21 protein-coding genes are annotated in these 15917 nt (G+C 63.3%); all 21 read right to left on the reverse strand.

What is annotated here, in order from left to right:
* Positions 1–285 precede the first annotated feature (285 nt).
* Complete coding sequence (locus tag KUV26_RS03620; RefSeq protein ID WP_222507329.1) at positions 286–615, reverse strand: hypothetical protein; 330 nt, start codon at positions 613–615, stop codon at positions 286–288.
* Positions 612–1439 (reverse strand): lysozyme, encoded by an 828-nt coding sequence (locus KUV26_RS03625; protein ID WP_315900067.1) that lies wholly within the window; start codon positions 1437–1439, stop codon positions 612–614. The genes KUV26_RS03620 and KUV26_RS03625 overlap by 4 nt, the downstream gene beginning before the upstream one ends.
* Complete coding sequence (locus KUV26_RS03630) at positions 1390–1704, reverse strand: phage holin family protein (protein WP_222507330.1); 315 nt, start codon at positions 1702–1704, stop codon at positions 1390–1392. Before KUV26_RS03630 ends, KUV26_RS03625 begins: the two co-directional genes overlap by 50 nt.
* Before the next feature lie 255 nt (positions 1705–1959).
* Entirely contained in the window at positions 1960–2211 is a 252-nt protein-coding gene (locus KUV26_RS03635; RefSeq protein ID WP_222507331.1) for a hypothetical protein, read from the reverse strand.
* Positions 2212–2233: 22 nt separating this feature from the next.
* A complete protein-coding gene (locus tag KUV26_RS03640; protein WP_222507332.1) occupies positions 2234–2626 on the reverse strand; it encodes a hypothetical protein in 393 nt (130 codons plus the stop codon).
* The gene (locus tag KUV26_RS03645) at positions 2626–3003 is read right to left on the reverse strand and encodes a hypothetical protein (RefSeq protein WP_222507333.1); all 378 of its coding nucleotides are present in this window, start codon (positions 3001–3003) and stop codon (positions 2626–2628) included. Before KUV26_RS03645 ends, KUV26_RS03640 begins: the two co-directional genes overlap by 1 nt.
* Positions 3000–7004, reverse strand: coding sequence for a phage tail protein (locus KUV26_RS03650; protein ID WP_222507334.1), 4005 nt, complete (start codon positions 7002–7004; stop codon positions 3000–3002). The genes KUV26_RS03645 and KUV26_RS03650 overlap by 4 nt, the downstream gene beginning before the upstream one ends.
* Entirely contained in the window at positions 7001–7429 is a 429-nt protein-coding gene (locus KUV26_RS03655) for a DUF6950 family protein (protein WP_261399715.1), read from the reverse strand. The genes KUV26_RS03650 and KUV26_RS03655 overlap by 4 nt, the downstream gene beginning before the upstream one ends.
* Positions 7426–8091, reverse strand: a complete 666-nt coding sequence (locus KUV26_RS03660; RefSeq protein ID WP_222507335.1) for a hypothetical protein — start codon at positions 8089–8091, stop codon at positions 7426–7428. The genes KUV26_RS03655 and KUV26_RS03660 overlap by 4 nt, the downstream gene beginning before the upstream one ends.
* A gap of 1 nt (position 8092) precedes the next feature.
* Positions 8093–8770: a hypothetical protein gene (locus KUV26_RS03665; protein ID WP_222507336.1), complete on the reverse strand. Its 678-nt coding sequence runs from the start codon at positions 8768–8770 to the stop codon at positions 8093–8095.
* The gene (locus tag KUV26_RS03670) at positions 8770–10833 is read right to left on the reverse strand and encodes a hypothetical protein (protein WP_222507337.1); all 2064 of its coding nucleotides are present in this window, start codon (positions 10831–10833) and stop codon (positions 8770–8772) included. Before KUV26_RS03670 ends, KUV26_RS03665 begins: the two co-directional genes overlap by 1 nt.
* Positions 10805–11011, reverse strand: a complete 207-nt coding sequence (locus KUV26_RS03675) for a hypothetical protein (RefSeq protein WP_222507338.1) — start codon at positions 11009–11011, stop codon at positions 10805–10807. Before KUV26_RS03675 ends, KUV26_RS03670 begins: the two co-directional genes overlap by 29 nt.
* Positions 11008–11445 carry a GTA-gp10 family protein gene (locus tag KUV26_RS03680; protein WP_222507339.1) on the reverse strand — a complete coding sequence of 146 codons (438 nt, stop codon included), beginning with the start codon at positions 11443–11445 and terminating at the stop codon, positions 11008–11010. The genes KUV26_RS03675 and KUV26_RS03680 overlap by 4 nt, the downstream gene beginning before the upstream one ends.
* A 3-nt stretch (positions 11446–11448) precedes the next feature.
* Complete coding sequence (locus KUV26_RS03685) at positions 11449–11859, reverse strand: phage tail tube protein (RefSeq protein WP_222507340.1); 411 nt, start codon at positions 11857–11859, stop codon at positions 11449–11451.
* A gap of 83 nt (positions 11860–11942) precedes the next feature.
* Positions 11943–12359 carry a DUF3168 domain-containing protein gene (locus tag KUV26_RS03690; protein WP_222507341.1) on the reverse strand — a complete coding sequence of 139 codons (417 nt, stop codon included), beginning with the start codon at positions 12357–12359 and terminating at the stop codon, positions 11943–11945.
* Positions 12352–12750 (reverse strand): hypothetical protein, encoded by a 399-nt coding sequence (locus tag KUV26_RS03695; protein WP_222507342.1) that lies wholly within the window; start codon positions 12748–12750, stop codon positions 12352–12354. The genes KUV26_RS03690 and KUV26_RS03695 overlap by 8 nt, the downstream gene beginning before the upstream one ends.
* The gene (locus tag KUV26_RS03700) at positions 12747–13097 is read right to left on the reverse strand and encodes a phage head closure protein (protein WP_222507343.1); all 351 of its coding nucleotides are present in this window, start codon (positions 13095–13097) and stop codon (positions 12747–12749) included. The genes KUV26_RS03695 and KUV26_RS03700 overlap by 4 nt, the downstream gene beginning before the upstream one ends.
* Before the next feature lie 2 nt (positions 13098–13099).
* Entirely contained in the window at positions 13100–13399 is a 300-nt protein-coding gene (locus KUV26_RS03705) for a head-tail connector protein (protein WP_222507344.1), read from the reverse strand.
* Entirely contained in the window at positions 13396–13644 is a 249-nt protein-coding gene (locus KUV26_RS03710; protein ID WP_222507345.1) for a hypothetical protein, read from the reverse strand. Before KUV26_RS03710 ends, KUV26_RS03705 begins: the two co-directional genes overlap by 4 nt.
* A gap of 80 nt (positions 13645–13724) precedes the next feature.
* Complete coding sequence (locus tag KUV26_RS03715; RefSeq protein WP_222507346.1) at positions 13725–15047, reverse strand: phage major capsid protein; 1323 nt, start codon at positions 15045–15047, stop codon at positions 13725–13727.
* A gap of 15 nt (positions 15048–15062) precedes the next feature.
* Positions 15063–15914 (reverse strand): head maturation protease, ClpP-related, encoded by an 852-nt coding sequence (locus tag KUV26_RS03720; protein WP_222507347.1) that lies wholly within the window; start codon positions 15912–15914, stop codon positions 15063–15065.
* Between the last annotated feature and the right edge of the window lie 3 nt (positions 15915–15917).

The raw sequence follows: 15917 nt of genomic DNA on the forward strand, positions 1-15917 counted from the left end.
GAGTTGACTGGCCGCGCCACGCCCAACTCGTTGCTTCGACACCCCGACCCAATCGCAAGGCATAAAGAACCCCAGAGGTCACCAAGGACCCCCTGGTTTTATTGCGGCCCAACCGGGTGGAGGATTTCAGCGACAGAAGCCAGCTTGGCATTGGCGCACGCCCGCCCCCGGGCCTCCGCGACAAGCGCGTCGGAGTGCTGCCCTTCACTCTCCGGCAACGGGCCGACATAGCCCGGGCAGGGGGCGAGCAAATCGGCTGGCACTGTCGGCGGACCGGTCACCGGCTCAACGTTCCGGCCCATACAGCCGCTCAGCAGCAGCACGCAGAAAAGGCGACAAAGGCGCATCACGGCCCTCCATGGATTGCAGATCACGGGCCAATGCATCCCACCGCCAGGCCTGCTCCGCCGCCCGCGCCAGGTGCGCCCGGTGAACACGGGCAGCCTCATTAGCCCGGGCCAAATTCGCATTGGCCCGGCCAAGATCGTCATGCACAGCGGCAAGCTCCGCCCGCAGCGTCTCACGATCGGCCGTCAATTGGACCAGCCACCAGACCGCAGCTGCAAGAGCGGCAACACCGGCACCGGTCAGCATCGAGCGCAAAGACAGCATCATGCCGCTTCCAAGGCCTTCAAGCACATCGAGCGTTCAGATGCGCGGCGGTTTGACAGGCCGCGTATCACCCGCCCCCCTGCCCTGTTCCAGCGCGGCAGCTCTCGGCAGGCGCCCGCCAGGTCGCCAGCATTTGCCTTCTTCACCAGAGTTGAGCGGCAGGCCGCGCCCGGCCCGACGTTGTATGTCCAGGATACCAGCGCGATCTTCATTCCCACCGGCACAGAGGCAGTCAGACAGCGGTCAAGGTGCGCTTCATATCTGACAATCTCACTCGCCAGCATCTGATCGCATTCAGCCTTACTGTAGCTGTCCCCGGGTTCCACCCCCTTGGTTTCGCCGTAACAGACAGTCCAGACCCCGACGATATCGCGGTATGCCTCAGTCCGCAGGCCCTCCCACTGGCCGACGAAACCCACGGCAGAGGCAAGAGCGATCGACGAACCGGCGATCAACCCCACACCGCGCCGGGAAACAGCCCCGCCGGAATCGGCCCGGAAATTGCGCAAGCCCTCCTGCAGTACGATGCGCGCCGGTATCGCCAGAACTTGGAACAGAGCGGCGGCAGCCGCAAACCACACCGGGTTCCAGCCAAGTTGCTCCGCTGACACCAGGGCAAGGAAGAAACCAGCCAGGCATACCAGACCAGCAAAGATGAAAAGCACTGACCAAGAGCCCGTCAGCACCTCCCTCCAGTTCGAGATAAGTTTCATGATGTTCCCCACAAAAAAAGCCCCGCAGAAGCGGGGCCGGTTTCGGTAAGTGATGAAAATCAGCCTAAGGTGCTGATCTATTGAGCCACTTCGTAAGCAGAACTTCAGCGCCACGCGGGCCGATGTAAGCTGCCAACGCAACGATGCCCGTGCTGACCGTTGCGCCAGCATCAATGTATCTGGCGATTGCCTCGCCAATAATCGCCATCCCAAGGGCCACCGGAATTTCCCAAATCAACTCCGGGCCGACAAACCGCCGCTGCCCTTTTCGCACTTCGCTGGAGTGCCACATAAGCCGCCCCATTGCGGCTCCGAACAACGTTGTCGCCGCGCCCCCCATCACACTGGACAGCCAGCCCACAAACCCCGTCTCATCCATTCTCTGCCCTTTGCCCTCATGCCGTCCGGCTCGCTACAGCGGGGCCGGTGTTGCAATTGTTAGTCCTGCCTTTAACCCCTTGGGCCACCCGCCAATCCGACAAAGCCCAAAAGAAAACCCGGCGCCTTCATCCGCGCGCCGGGTCACATATCAAGTTATTAAAAGGTGCCGTGCTGAGCGCTGCGCCGGCCTACCGTTGCAGTGACCAAGCTTGTGCATCACAACGTCTGCAGGCTGCACGCCGCAGGAAAGGGTTCACTCCTGGGCCAGCTTCAGCAGAACCAGCAGATGATTGTGCGCCATCGCCATGCTGCGCAGCGCCATCGCCTTCTGCTGTTTCAGATCAATAATGCCGCTGTTCGCTGCATCGGGCATTTCGGAAACCCGCCGCATCAGTTCGAACAGCGGCTTAACTTCGGGATGCCTCTCATGAACGATAGCCAGTTTCGCTTCCGCTTCGGCGCGTTGCTCATCATTCATACGGGTGATCTGCGAGGGGTCCAGCACGGGTTTCTCCTGTCTGTTCGGTTTAGGGCCAGTATTTGTCATCGGTGAAATCCGAAGGCAGTGAACTTTCCGCCTTCAGTGTGAAATAGGCTTGGAAGATCGGCTGACGGAACAGCATTGCGGCAACCAGAACCTGCTGCCACTCCGCTGCCGTGACAGACACAGGACCCACTTCTGTCTTGAGATCTATGGTAGCGTCAGGCTGCCCGACATTGATCAGCGCCTGTGCGGCCGGTGAGACCTCATCAACCCAGCGCTTCATGTCGGCGGGCGTTGTACCAATCCGGTGCGTGCCGCGACTGTCGCCAAAATCATAGTCGAAGCCGACGGCCAAGCGCCGCTCCAGCTCATCAGTCAGCAAAACCTGCAAGCGGGCGTTGCGGTGCTCCTGATTGATCCCGATTTGGATGGGCATCAGACCGTCACCTCCACGTCAAAATCCAGATACGGAAATGGGCTGACCGACCGAAGCCGGTAGCTACCAGCGTCCACCAGCTCCAGTATGTCTTGCTGCGCCGACAGGACTGTCGAATACCCCTCTTCGTCGGTCACTGTCAGCTTTGCCCCGACAGGCAGCTGGGAAAGGTCGTAAACGGACCCTGCTGGCACAGGCACGGCTGGTCGCTCAGCAGCCGCCCCGCCGACAACATAATGGGTCTGCGGAGAATAAGCCCCGGTCACCCAGTCTTCACCGTCGCGCAGGCATTCGAGGATTTCGATCACGTCCTGCAGGTCGTTCGCCCGCAGGATTTCCCCGGTAGTCTTCAGGTAGAAGGTGGCCGTTGCGCTCATCGTTTCGTCTCCAATGCAATCAGGCTGGCTGACTGGGTCGGCGCACCACCGCCGCCGTTATGGTTCACCCATATTTCAGCCGTCACTTGCGCACCGCCGGTGGTGTTCATTTTCCAAACCGCCGTGCTTTTGGCTTCCGCAGTGCTGCCGTCTAACGCATGGTAGAGAACAACCCGCCGCCGGTTCGTCCCGTTGACGCGGAGCCAGATGTCCACACTCCGGGCTGCAGGCCAGGCGCCGATGCTGCTCTCAACGTCCAAAATGAACGTGGCTTCGCCTTTAATTGTAGGGGTCCATGTGATTGACGGGGAACTGCCGGTGGAAATACGGGACTTGGTCACGGCGTTAGCCTGCATTTTCTCGCCGCTCAGGGTGAGGTCTTCGACGTCCAGGTTCTTCACCGTGATGTTCAGCGATGCAAGGTCTGCGAAATTGGCCTTTGCCGCAGTGACCGATCCCGCCTTCAGGGCTTCCGTTGTCACACTGTCTGCCACCAAGCGGCCGCCGTCGATGTAGGTGCTGCCGCCCGGGGAGTAAGGCGACAACGCCGCGCCCTCTGACGTCTCGGCGAACATCGGGTGGAAGATGTGAACGTCCCGGATTTCCCCGTTCACGCCGCGGCTTGCGACAAGGCGAACTGTCGGGACAGCGTAGGCGGCATCACTGGGCGGTTGAGCCACCCCACCGCGTGCAGTCCAGCTGACAAGTGGACCCAGCGCATCCGCACCTGTCTGATTGTGATCCGGCGCCACTTGCGAATAGGGGGTGACGGCCGACGGGCTACCATCGTCCTGATACCAGTAGATGCGAACCGAAACCTGCGCGCGGCGCACGTTCAGTTTCGCGCTGAATTCGTAAAACTTGTTCGGGTCGACGGAATAGCCGACGCCCAGACTGCCATTATCCCGCACCGGCTTGAAAGAACAGCCGATCCAGCCGTTCCCTGAGTTCTCCGCGAACGTCTGCAGGCGCACTGACGGGTGGAACGGCTTGGAATAGCTGCTGTCGTCGGTTCGAATGGCAATATTCGCGCCGCTGCCGACTTCGTTGTTCGTGTCGAATTCAAACCCGACCTGACCCTGGGTGAAATCCGGGTTTTCGAGCAGGTTCTTCCCGATTCCGACCAGCAAACGGTTCGTCGCAAGACTGCCTTCGGCGATCACGTCGCCAAGCAATTCCAGCAGCGCGCCCCCCTCGCCATCAGGATCAATCCAGCTTGTGGCCTTCAGGCCCGCGATCTTGCCGCTGCTGGTGGTAACGGTCAGACCGGCGTGCGCCGCCGCAAAGCCGTCCATGTCGGCCACAGCGCTTGCGTGATCGGTGATAGTGGCAGACGTACCGCCCGCGTCGACTTGCAGCTGAGTGATCAGGGTCGCCAACGCGCTGCCGGTCATACCGCTTGCGTCCAGTTCGCGGATCGTTTCGATTTCCGCTTCCAACTGATCAGCAACCGTCAGGTCTTCAACCTGAACATAGGCGACTTCAAACGCCCCGTCGCCGGTATCCGCGGAATGCCGGAAGACGCCCAGACGCCAGAAGGCAGAGACATTGCCCGCGGTGCAGACAAAGTCCTTTACAAAATCCTGCCAAGTGCCGGTCGCCTCAAAACCTGTGCCGTCGTTGCTTACCCAGGCATAGGACGCATCAAGGCCGCGGCGGGTGATGTTGAAATTGCTGCCCGCGCCGCTAATCGTGCCGGTCAGCCGCACCCGTGTTGTGACCCGGTAGGTGCGCCCAACTTTCGGCACAAACACGCCGCGGGTGAACAGCCGATCCTCTACTGCGGCCTGCATGTCGGCGATCCGGGCAATCCGGCCCTCGGCCGGATCGTCGGCGAATGTCCAGCGGGCATCCAACGGGTTTACTCCGGGCGCGCCGCTCTCGGTACTGGTCCAATGCGCCCCATCTGCGGCAAAGTCAGAATGGATGATCCGGGACCGCACCGCGGCAATCTCCGCCTGGGCCGCCGCCGCATCAGTCAGCGCCTGGGTGGCATCCGCCGCCGCATTATCCGCCGCCGCCTGGGCCGCGTCCACCTCCAGCTGGATCTGCTCCTGCAAATCCAGATACCCCAGCCGCAGATCCGCGGTTGTGGCGCTGGCCCAGCCGGTCCAGATCCCGTCATTGCGCCCGCGTATCCGGCCCTTTGCCCGGTAGGCGGTTTGCGACAGGATGCCCGAGGCAAACACAACCTCGCCGCTCAGCGGGCCGGGCGCGCGGCCAGCGGCCACCAAGGTGCCATCCGCCAGCTGGATTTCCCATTCCACTACATCATCCGCCAGCAGATCCTGGGCGGACCAGACCAGCCGCAAGGCCGGGCGCCGCGCGGTTCCGGTGCCGTCCGGCAGGCTGTGCGGCAGCAGATTAAAGCCGGGCAGCGTCCTCGGCCCCAGCACGGTAACCGCAGTGCTGGGGTGGTCCACCGACACCTCATCGCTGCCGGGCACCCAGGTGAAATCCCCCGCATCCCGCTCCCGCAGCGCTAGGGTTTGCAGGCAGGCGGCCAGATCGTCGGTCAGTTCGCCCACCTCAAACAGCTTGGAAGTGTACCCTTCGCGCGCACTGGTCCAGGCCACAGTGTCCAGTGGCTCCAGCAGCGCCGCATCCGGCGGCAGGGTCAAGCTGTGGCGGCGGAACCGGCGCTCATCCTCGATCCAGGCTTTCATCAAACGCTGAACTTGGGTGACCGAGGCCACCGCGGGCAAATCCACCTCCGCCACCAGCTGACGGCCGCCATCCTCGGCTTCCCATCCGGCGTTATAGCGCGGCGGCGCATCTCGGCTTTCCCAGAGGCTTTCCGGGTCCGGGTGGCTGGCGTGGATGGCGTTATGAACCCCGTCCAGCCCCGGATAGGGCACCAGGCTTTGCGGCCGGTCGGCAATCACGTCCTCATCGGTGAAGAAATAGACCGGCAGCGCGGGCGGCCCCACCCGCACCTTGTAGGTGCCGCCCAGTTCGCTGATTTCCGCGGAACAGGCTTTCAGCAGCTGCTGGATCACCTCCGCAGGCTCATCATCCACCAGCACCTCCAGCCCGGCGCGATACTGCGCCTCGCTGCCGCCCGCGGCCAGGGAAACGGACACATCGCATTCATTCATCCCGGCAAACCAGTTGTCCAGCGGCAGCGCCGCAGCGGACGCCTGGCCACCCCAGCGCTGGCCGTCCGGCAGGGCGATGCCGCGCAGGATATTGTAAACCATCACAATGGGGTTTTCGGTGAATTCCCAGGTTGCGGGATCCGCCCAGCGGTGGGCGCCGGAGCCGCCCGCGGTGCTGTCCTTGCGCGGGTCATACAGCGGAATGCCCTTCACCTCAAACCGCACGCCGGGCAGCTGATTGAACAGCTTGCGGCTGTAATGGAAGGTCAGCACCGCATAGGCCACGCCGGTGCCGGTCATGTCCGCGCTCCAGGGCCGGTCCGGGTGATCGGCATATTCCTCCAGCATGAAGGCATCCGCCGCGGTCTGGGTGCCGTCGTGCCAGGTCAGGTACAAATAGGGGTGACCGTCATGCACCATGCCCGCCATGTCATGCGCCAGCGCCTGGGCGCCGGTCACGTTTTCGCGCAAGTCCAGGTCGGTGACATATTCCCCGCCCACCATCACCCGCGACAGCTGCACGCCAGGCACGTCGGACACATCCACCACATAGGTCAGCCATTTGTTGGGCAGATCGCCGCTGTTCGGATGCGAATAGGGCGGTGCCGCCATATTGCCCGCGGAGGCATAGGTGCCGAGGATGAAAGACTGCGGATTGCTGCCGCCGGAGGTGGTGCTTTCGGTCTTGATTCCCGGCTGCCGCGGCTGGCCCGGCTTCTTCCGCAACGCTGACGACAGAGACGACAGCACCAGGGAAATACCGATCCGCACGATAAAGGCCGCCGTGGCCGTGCTGACCGCCAGGGTGGTGGCCACCCAGGCAGTGATCGGATCCGCCGCAGCTGCTGCGGGCGCCAGCAGCGCCACCATCAGCACGGCCCAGAATGTCCGCTTGTCTTTCATACCCGGAACGCCCTTTGCATATGCAGGCGGCTGACCAGCGCCAGCCCCTCGGGCCGCAGCACATAGGCCGCGCCGCCCTGAACAATCCCTAGCGCCTGCCCGGCGCCGTCCGCTTCAAACACCGCCACATCCCCGGCCTGGGCAAAACTGGGCACCACCTCGGGAAACAGGCTGGCCGCAAGATCCACATGGCTGGCAAAGCCCGCCGCCTGGAGCGCGGCCTGGCCATCCTCCAGGCGCCGGTAGCGGCCGCGCCAGGCCGCCGCCAGGTCGGTGCCGGTCATGGCCTGCACCGCTCCCGCGGCGAACAGCGCGCAATCATGCTGGCCGGGCCGGTACGGCAGATGCGCCACGCGGGCAAGATATGCCCCCAGCCGCACCCGCCAGTCCGGCAGCCGCGGCGCGATTTCGGGAATGGCTGTCATTTGGTCGGCTCCCTCCTGTCCGGCACAGAGCTGCCCCCCGGCGCCGGATCCGCGGGCGCCTCCACCCGCAATTCGCCCCAGTAGACCGGCACCACGCCGGAAATATTGCCGTAACGCCGGAAGCGGTCGCCGCTGCGGCGCTGCTGGCTTTCATCAGATTTCTTGCTGGCCAGGCGGCGCGTCAGAACGCGCGTCTCGCTGACCAATTCCAGGGTGCAGGTGCCCAGGCCGCCCGGCTCCGCGGTGCCGAAGTCCAGACCGTTGATAAAGCCGGAAAACACCCGGTGCGGCTCGGCCAGCAGCGCCCGGCTGGCCGGATCGAACAGCGCCCGGTGGATTTCCACCGGGGCAAAGCGGGTTTCATAACCCTTTGCCAGATCCTCCACCTCGGGCGCCACCGCCGCCAGCCGCAGCCGATAGGTCCGCACCTCCAGCCCCGCCCCCGCGGTGACCGGCTCCGCCTCCAGCAGCGCCCCGGCGCCGGTATAGGTCCGGGCCTGGCCGCCGATGGTCACCGCCAGATCATCCTCGCCGCTCCACAGGCCGAGGGTTTCCAGCAGGCCGCTGGAGCGGTTGCGGGCGGTGATCCAGACCAGCCGGTGCGCCGCCAGCCCGTCACGGGCCGCAAAGGCCGCGCTTGTACCGCTGTCAAATACCCGCATGTCAGGCCCTCAGTTTCTGCCGCCAGGAAAACGCCACCCCGGAGGTGACACTGCCCCGGGTGCTGCCGCTGCTAACCGACCCCGGCACCAGAACACCGAGGCAAGCAGGCCGGACCAGCCTCACAGCTGCTCCAGCAGCGGCACCTGGCCGTACATATGGCACCACTTCGAACTCTCCGGTCCGATAGCCACTGAAGGCTGATAGAGTGGTTGCCGCCCGGTCCTCGACAACGCGGTGAAGAGCGCGCCGAGTTCCGGTTCCAGGGTCATAGTCGAAAGAAATCATGTCACCAGGAGACAGCGCATATCCCTGTGGCAAACCGCCAAGGCGCAGACTGAATGCGTTGGAGGGCACTGCCTCAATCACCGGCGCAAACCCTGACAGCGCCGCGCCCAGCGGATCCCCGGCCGGGCCGATCCGGTGCGGGTGGCAAACCTCAAATGCGCGCCCCGGAACGGACAGCGCTGCCAGTAGCGTCAAAACCTCATCCGCAGCCCGTGACGCCATCGGTGCCAGTGCGATTGAGCCGCGCCAGTAAGGTGGAGCCACCTCAGCTGTCAGCAACTCACCACCGTGCAGACTGTTCATCTGCAACGGGCGATCCAGATCCAATCGCACCTCTTGCACTCGCAAGAGGTCCATGAAACCGGATAGCGCCAAGGGGTACACCAAAGCCATCAGCTTATCCTCCGCGGGTCTTTGTTGATTTGCGCTACAGAGCGCGGCAGCTGGTGGCGGTCATACTGCTGCAAGCCCTGCCGCACTCCGCTTTCCACCATGCTTTCAATCTCGGCATTGCCGCGGGCCCCGGACACATTCACGTTGATTTCCACCCGGCCGCCGTTGCTGCTGGCAGGCATCCGCTGGCCCTTGCTGTGGTCAATCACGCTTTCATTCGGGTGGACCATGGCCAGATAACCGCCCTTGCCGTCCAATCCGCCGGACCGAGGGCCGCTGCCGGTGTAGCCGCCGCCGTCAAAACTCAGCAGATCACCCACACCGTCAAAAATGCCACTGTCCTTCATCACCCCCATAAAGGCGGCATTGGCAAACATCTGCGCCCAGCTGGACAGCAGGCTGGACAGCGCATCCTGGGCGCTTTGCGCCCCTGTAACAATGCTGGCAAAGGTGGAGGCCGCAGAGGATTTCAGACTGTCAGCCGCGGATTTAGCATCCCCGAACTTCTGTTCCACAGCGTCCAGCGCATCGGCATATTCTTCCTCCGACAGGATGCCCTGGCGCTTCATTGCCTCCAGCTTGGACAGCGTCTCCGCATAGCTGCCCCCAGCTGCGCCCGCCTCCCCGAAGGAAGCCTTTATGCGCTCCAAGACCTCGGCGTAATCGGACAGGTCCGGCACTGATGCCTTGGCCGCTTTGCCGGTGCCGCCAATCTCGGTGCGCAGTCCGGTTTCAATCGGGTTAACCGCTGCACCCTCCACCGACACCAGACCTCCGCCGGATTGCCCGATGGCCCCCTCCAGGATGGAGACATTGCTGCCGGTTCGGGCCAGCTGGGCCTCCAGTTCCTGGCCGGTTTTGAGCAAGTCCTGGCGGGTGATGATCAGGGACGCCAAGCGCTGCTGTTCTTCCTCATAGGCAGCCGCGTTGATTGCGCTGGACTTATCACCGTGAAACCCCGTGGCATTCAGAAGGCTTTGGGTGTCGGCAATCTGTGAGGTCAGACCGGCCCATTCCTCGCTGTTGAGAACCATAGCCTTATGCTCAGCCAGAGCAGCCTTGGCGTTTTCATGCCGGGTACGGGCCTCCTCCAGCTTGGCCCGCGCCGTGGCTTGGCTAAAGGTGATCCCCCGCCCCAAGGCCTGGTCCAGCAACTGGCTTTGGCGGATTTCATCACCCATGGCTGCCACAACATTGTCAGTGGCCAACTGCAATTGGGTCTGCGGGGTTAGAAAGCTCTGGATTGCATCAATACCCGCATTGAAACCGCGAGCGATATCCGCCAACGCCGTGGCCCCGGCCACCAAAAGCGGCGCAAGCTCAATCAGCGCAGAATTCAGCTGCGCGGAAATCACCCGGCCCATCAGGTCCAGCTTGGTCTGGGCATCTTCGGCGCCGCGGATCAGGCTTTCATCAATGATGATACCCAGATCCCGGGCCTCCTGGCGCATCTTTGCCATGCCGCCGCTGCCTTCGCGCAGCAGGTTGACCATGGCCACACCTTCACGGCCGAACAGGGCAGCGGCTGCCGCGGCGCGCTCGGTCGGGCTGGCAATCCCGGCGATTCTATCCGCGACCTGAGCCAGGGCATCATCCAGTCCCGCAGCCGCCAGCTTGTCCGCTTCCAGCCCCATACTTTTCAGCATCTTGGCAGCCGCGCCGCCGCCCAGCTGGGCCTCCCCCAAGCGCTTATTGAAGCGCTCCAGGCTGCTGTCCAGCGCCCCCTGCGATACGCCAGCGCTTTCTGCCACCGTGCGCAACTCTTGCAGCGCATCAGTGGAAAGCCCGATCTTATCAGCAGTCTTTCCAATGTCGTCCAGGGTAGACACAGTGCGCTGCACTTTGGCCAACACCGCCCCAGCACCCAGGGCTGCCATCACTGGCGCCAGCCGCTTGGCCGCAAATCCCAAAGCGTCAAAGGATTTAGACGTGCGCGACAGGTTGCGCTGCGACTGCTTGGAAAAGCGCTCCACCCGCCGGATATTGCGGTCCATCGCCTTGGCAAACTCGCGGTCGCGGGCCGCCAGGATGATGTTAAGCCGCTCCAGATCCGTGCCGCTCATAGTACAGCCTCACAAGTTCATCTGTTTCCGCCCGGCTCGGCGCATCCGCGCCCGGCTTGCCCGCCTTGGCCTGATCCGCGTAGCCGCGGGCAATCAGTATCCAATCCCGCGGGATCATCGCCCGCACCTGGTCAGGCAGGATCCCCAGCGGCGCAGCGCTGCGGATAATCCGCCTCACGCCCCAGGCGCGGGTCTCGTCTTTTTTTCGGAAGTCCCTGCGTCATCCCCGCCCGGATCCTCGCCGCCGCCCGGTCCTGCCATGTCCGGATAAAAGGCAATACCGACCAAGCCCTGCGCGACCTGATAGAGATGCGGGTTGTGCTCCGGGCCTAGAGCGGACACCAGCGCATCGGCCTTTTCGGCCTCCATCCCGTTGCCCACTAGGCCCAGGGCCACCAGGTCGCGCACCTCGCGGGCTGTTGGCTTTTGCGCCCGGCCGAAAAAACCGTCATGCAAATCAAAGATCCCGCGGTGCAGATCCTCGAAACGCTCGATTTCGCCATTGCCCAGCAACAGCGCATGGCGGGTTTGGCCCAGCTTTTCCGCCAGGCCGCCCCGTGGTGCGGCGACGGCAGCGCCGCCGTCCCGCTCCCCTACCTTCGCAATCGCCATGAGTTACGCCGCAGTGAAGGTCACAGCGCCGGAGCTGGCCAGCGAAATGGACCCAGTGCCCTTTCCGTCCTCCCCCAGCTGGAGGTTGACAAAGAACGTGCTTTCGAAAGTGCCGAGGCCCGGGAAGAACATCTGAAATTCCGCCGAAGGATTGTCTGCCATGGCGATTTCAATGGCCTTTGCCTGCGCGGCATCGCCGGTGATCAGAGCGTAATCACCACTGGCATCAACTGATTTGGTGCCCGCAAGCGATTCACGCCACTGCGCACCCTCGGGCGTGGCGGGATCCGGCGCCGTGGCGTCGATCTGCTCATTGTTGATGGACAGGCTTTTGCCTGTCAGCGATGCAAAGGGCACAAACGCCGCGTCGATTTTGACCAGCAGCAGAATTGCCCGGCCCAGAATTTTAGCCATAGCCGTTCCTTCCAAGTTGTCGGATTGCACAAAAAAAGCGCGCCCAAACGGGCACGCTCAAAAGCGGCGCCTATCCCCGCGCCTCAGGCGTCCAGATGAACCTGCAGGGCCAGGCGGCCCAGATGGTCCTTTCCGTTCCTGGCGCGCTCCACGTACCAGGTCTGGATTTCAACCTCAGTGACTGTGAAGCCCTCGGCGGCCACCACCTCCGGCCGCTTATGCAGGGCAGAGGAAACCGCCTCGCAGATGTGGGAAGCCTCCACCTTTCCCGCAGAACCGGCCCGCGAATGGACCTCCAGGCCGAACTGCACAATGGCGCCGCGGGTGGCGCCGGCATCATCTTCTGAAACCTCGCTGCGGCCAAAGCGGACGTAAGGCAGGTGGATCCCCTCCCCGGGTTCATCCACTACACGATCCCCGACCAGGGTGGCCACCCCGGGATCCGCCACCAGTGCCGCGCGCAACCCCACCTGGGCTGCGGTCAGGTATCCATCAGCCATTGCCAGCCACCTCTTTCGCCGCCTTCTTCACTGCGCGCTTGATCCGGTTCCGGTGCTTTTTGCCGAGATACTGACGGGTGCGATGCACATGGTGCGAACCTTCGGTGGTGCCGCGGTCGCCTCGCTTGCGGCCGTGCTCAATCGAATAGGCCCGGTCTTTTTCAGCCCGGGGCGCGTCCGAGGCGATAACCACCACCTCCCCGACCATGCCGCCATCATGATATTGCGTTGTGATCTGCTCCCGGGTTTCGCCAGTCACGTCGGGCGCCAGAACCCTCGCAACCCGGGCGCCTTCCTCAGTGGATTTCTGGATGGCGCCCGTAACGTGCTTTCGCTGGGCATCAGGCAGCTTCTCCAGTTGCCTGATCAGCCTTGTGCTTTCAACCTTCACTCGGCCGCCTCCCCGCGCTCCAGCAGAAACTCAACAGTTTCCCCCCGCCCATCGGGATCAATCGGCGCAGCCTTGATGTCCCAGGGCCACCCCCGCACACGCACCCGATCCCCGCCTTTGACACCCCAGGCAGGGCCGGAAAGGCTGGACCGCACCCGCAGGGTTGCAGTTGCGGTCGCTTCCAGGCGGCCCGCGGCAACCTGTTCCTTGCCCGGCGTCTGCCGCAGCCACCCACGGGCCTCGAACAGATCTTCCCAATCGCCCGAAAGATTACCGTATTGATCCCGGCCTCCGTCGCCGCCCTTGCGCTGGAATTCCACCAGATCGCGGTATTTTCCTGCAGCCATGGCTACGCCCCAAGATCGCGAAGCGGGGCCAAAAGCATTCGAACCCCCATTGGCAACTCCACTTGCCCCCCGGAGGTGACCGGCTCGCGGTTTTCATACCAATCCGCCACCAGCAGGCGCACAGCCTGCAGTGCGTCCGGCGGCCAGCCACCGGGAAAATCGACCTCCATGTCGCGCCGCAGATGGCGCGCCACGAAACTTTCGGCGGCCCCTATGTAGCCTTCAATCAGCCCATCATTGCCGCTGTCAGCGGCCGGAATGGACAAATGCAGCTTCATATCTGCGGCGCTGATCTGGGTCATTCGGAGCCGCTTCCCTCATCACCGTCCGCACCCTCATCGGTGGAACCTTCAGGAACCAGAGATTTGACCTTGGCCAATTCGGTCTCAGCCTGCTTTTTGGTCAACTTCACCACCGGCGGGTTTTCACCTTCCATCAGCGCCTCGACCACCTCGCGGCCCCTTTCCCCCAGAGGCGACACGTCCAGGACACCCGGTCGCAGGGTTCCGATTTTGGTGTGCCGGGTCTGCTTTACCTTCACAAACATGCGCTTGCCTTTCCATCATCATTGAAGGGATAGCCCGCCCGGATCAAACCGGGCGGGCCAGCTGCAGGATCACCCGCCAATTAGGCGAAGGTGAAATCCCCGGTGACCATGGCTGCAGCGCGCTTGATCGCCAGGGCGGCGCGCTTGCGGGCCTTCATGGTCAGCATGTCTTCGACAAAGTTCTGATCATGCTCCGAGGAAATGATTACCTCCGCATCGCTGCGGTCATAGTAGGTTGCTGCCATTTCCAGATCGCCAGCCAGCCATTCATTGGCGCTCATGGTGTTGCTTTCCACAACATCCTTACCCCACAAAACCGGTGTGGACTGCGCGCCAGGATTGCCAAAAACGAACCGGCCTGCGCTGTCTTTCAACAGGTCGATGGCCGCCCAGTCGAGCGGGTTCAGCACAAAGGCCGTGGGAATGTAATCCGCCAGCACAACCTGAAGAACCGCCAGGCGCAGACGGTCGATCCGGGTCTGGTTCGGAAGGCCGGCGGCCGCAGCAAAGGCGGTTGCATTCGGGATCAGGCCATGCAGATTTTCCCCGACACCATCACCGGCCAGGATCTGCTTTTCCTCCTCCAGATCCAGACCATAACGCAGATCCACGTCAATTTCGCTCTGCAGAAGATCCGCGTCCGCCATGGTTTCCTCGGTGATGTTGGTCACAGCACCGATTTTTTTGACCTGGGCCTGCGCCTTGGTCCAGCCGAACGCCGACGCCGGATAGGTGCCGCCTTCAGCAATGGCCGCAGTGGCATCCGTGCGCAGGGTCTGCTTGCGGTACTTCACCAAGTCCGATCCGGTACGGCCACGGCTCAGCAGGCTGACGATCCGCAGGCGGCGGCGGGCCATGCTGACCGGAGCACGCTCCTCCTCGTGATAGATCAGGCCGCCGCCGGACCCGTCTGCCGTGGTGATCGCATTGGAAACCGGGATGCGCAGATTGCCGCGGGCGCCACTCTCCAGGAATGCCTTGATTTGCTCTCCGCCCTCGGCCAGTGCGGCCTGACCCATGGTCATGCGCGCCTCAGCGCCACCGCCTACACCTCCGGAAGCCAGCACCTGGGACACCTCCAGGATCTTTGCGTCCTGCCCCTCCAGCTGCTCGGTGATCTTGTCGGCGGTCTGCTTCAGGGTGTTCTGGGCGGTCAGAAGCTTGTCCGCCAGGTTTTTGGTCTCCTGGGAGACCTCGCCCGCCTTCTTGGCTTCTGCCAGCGCATTTTCAGCGGTCTGCTTCACCTCGCCGTTCAGCTGGCCGAGCTTCTGGCTGACCTCAGCCAGCAGCTTCTCGGGATCGGCCGAAGCGTCAGCCCGAACACCGCCAAACAGAACCACGTTTTGCGGCGCAGCCGCAGCCAGTGCCGCCACGGAAATGGCGGGCATATGTAGTTTCTTCATTTCGGAAATCTCCGGTTAGATGGAATTGAGTTTCGCCAGCGCATCCTGCGCCAGCTGGGTCACGGCAGCGCCAGACTTGCCGCTGTCAGGGGCAGCGCCAGACTTGCCCCCGCCTTTGAGCGCGGCCACCAGCTGGCGGCGCTCGGATTTCGATGCCCTGGCCCCGCTGGCCAGAAACAGATCAAGCTTTTTGGCTGCCGCCATGGGCGTGAATTCCGCAGCATTCTGCGCAGTCTCCACAGCATCGCTGTCAAGCAGACTGTCCGCAAACCCCTGGGAAACTGCGGCCTCACCGCCGATCCAGGTTTCACGGTCCAGCATGGCGGCAATTTCAGCCTCTGCCATACCGGTGCGTGCGGCGTAGATGGAGGCCGCAGCCTGATCAAAGGGCTCCAGCCAATCGGCGACATCGCGGAAAGCGTGCCGGTCGCCAGCAGCCACCACCCAAGTGTTATGGATCATCAGGAAGGCGGCCCGGCCGATCTGAACCTCATCACCGGCCATTGCGATGATGGAAGCGGCCGAGGCGGCAATGCCAAGGATCCGCACAGTCACCCTGCCCTTGTGCTCGCGCAGCAGGTTGTAAATCGCCAGACCCTCGAAATAGTCGCCCCCCGGGCTGTTGATATTCACCACCACATCACCGCTGCCGACGCTGCGCAGCACAGCCGCGATACGCTTGGCGGTCACACCATCCCCCCAGAAGTCGGCGCCAATGGGATCCAGCACTGAAATGGAGGTGGCGCCCTCATCATCGGCCGCCGCGCGAATGTCCGGGTTCCAGCGCTGCGCCGCGGTGGCGGTCACGTCGCTTTTGACGCCAGGGCGGCCAGGCACGGCCGCCTTGGGCAGATTGCTTTTGCTCATTGG

Origin of the sequence: Leisingera daeponensis, assembly GCF_019801465.1 — a bacterium.
Lineage (GTDB): Bacteria > Pseudomonadota > Alphaproteobacteria > Rhodobacterales > Rhodobacteraceae > Leisingera > Leisingera daeponensis_A.

Bases quoted from the DNA above. Each gene is read 5' to 3' on its own strand.
- KUV26_RS03620 (WP_222507329.1), bottom strand. From the start codon at position 615: ATGATGCTGTCTTTGCGCTCGATGCTGACCGGTGCCGGTGTTGCCGCT.
- KUV26_RS03630 (WP_222507330.1), bottom strand. From the start codon at position 1,704: ATGGATGAGACGGGGTTTGTGGGCTGGCTGTCCAGTGTGATGGGGGGC.
- KUV26_RS03640 (WP_222507332.1), bottom strand. From the start codon at position 2,626: ATGCCCATCCAAATCGGGATCAATCAGGAGCACCGCAACGCCCGCTTG.
- KUV26_RS03645 (WP_222507333.1), bottom strand. From the start codon at position 3,003: ATGAGCGCAACGGCCACCTTCTACCTGAAGACTACCGGGGAAATCCTG.
- KUV26_RS03650 (WP_222507334.1), bottom strand. From the start codon at position 7,004: ATGAAAGACAAGCGGACATTCTGGGCCGTGCTGATGGTGGCGCTGCTG.
- KUV26_RS03655 (WP_261399715.1), bottom strand. From the start codon at position 7,429: ATGACAGCCATTCCCGAAATCGCGCCGCGGCTGCCGGACTGGCGGGTG.
- KUV26_RS03660 (WP_222507335.1), bottom strand. From the start codon at position 8,091: ATGCGGGTATTTGACAGCGGTACAAGCGCGGCCTTTGCGGCCCGTGAC.
- KUV26_RS03665 (WP_222507336.1), bottom strand. From the start codon at position 8,770: ATGGCTTTGGTGTACCCCTTGGCGCTATCCGGTTTCATGGACCTCTTG.
- KUV26_RS03670 (WP_222507337.1), bottom strand. From the start codon at position 10,833: ATGAGCGGCACGGATCTGGAGCGGCTTAACATCATCCTGGCGGCCCGC.
- KUV26_RS03680 (WP_222507339.1), bottom strand. From the start codon at position 11,445: ATGGCGATTGCGAAGGTAGGGGAGCGGGACGGCGGCGCTGCCGTCGCC.
- KUV26_RS03685 (WP_222507340.1), bottom strand. From the start codon at position 11,859: ATGGCTAAAATTCTGGGCCGGGCAATTCTGCTGCTGGTCAAAATCGAC.
- KUV26_RS03690 (WP_222507341.1), bottom strand. From the start codon at position 12,359: ATGGCTGATGGATACCTGACCGCAGCCCAGGTGGGGTTGCGCGCGGCA.
- KUV26_RS03700 (WP_222507343.1), bottom strand. From the start codon at position 13,097: ATGGCTGCAGGAAAATACCGCGATCTGGTGGAATTCCAGCGCAAGGGC.
- KUV26_RS03705 (WP_222507344.1), bottom strand. From the start codon at position 13,399: ATGACCCAGATCAGCGCCGCAGATATGAAGCTGCATTTGTCCATTCCG.
- KUV26_RS03710 (WP_222507345.1), bottom strand. From the start codon at position 13,644: ATGTTTGTGAAGGTAAAGCAGACCCGGCACACCAAAATCGGAACCCTG.
- KUV26_RS03715 (WP_222507346.1), bottom strand. From the start codon at position 15,047: ATGAAGAAACTACATATGCCCGCCATTTCCGTGGCGGCACTGGCTGCG.
- KUV26_RS03720 (WP_222507347.1), bottom strand. From the start codon at position 15,914: ATGAGCAAAAGCAATCTGCCCAAGGCGGCCGTGCCTGGCCGCCCTGGC.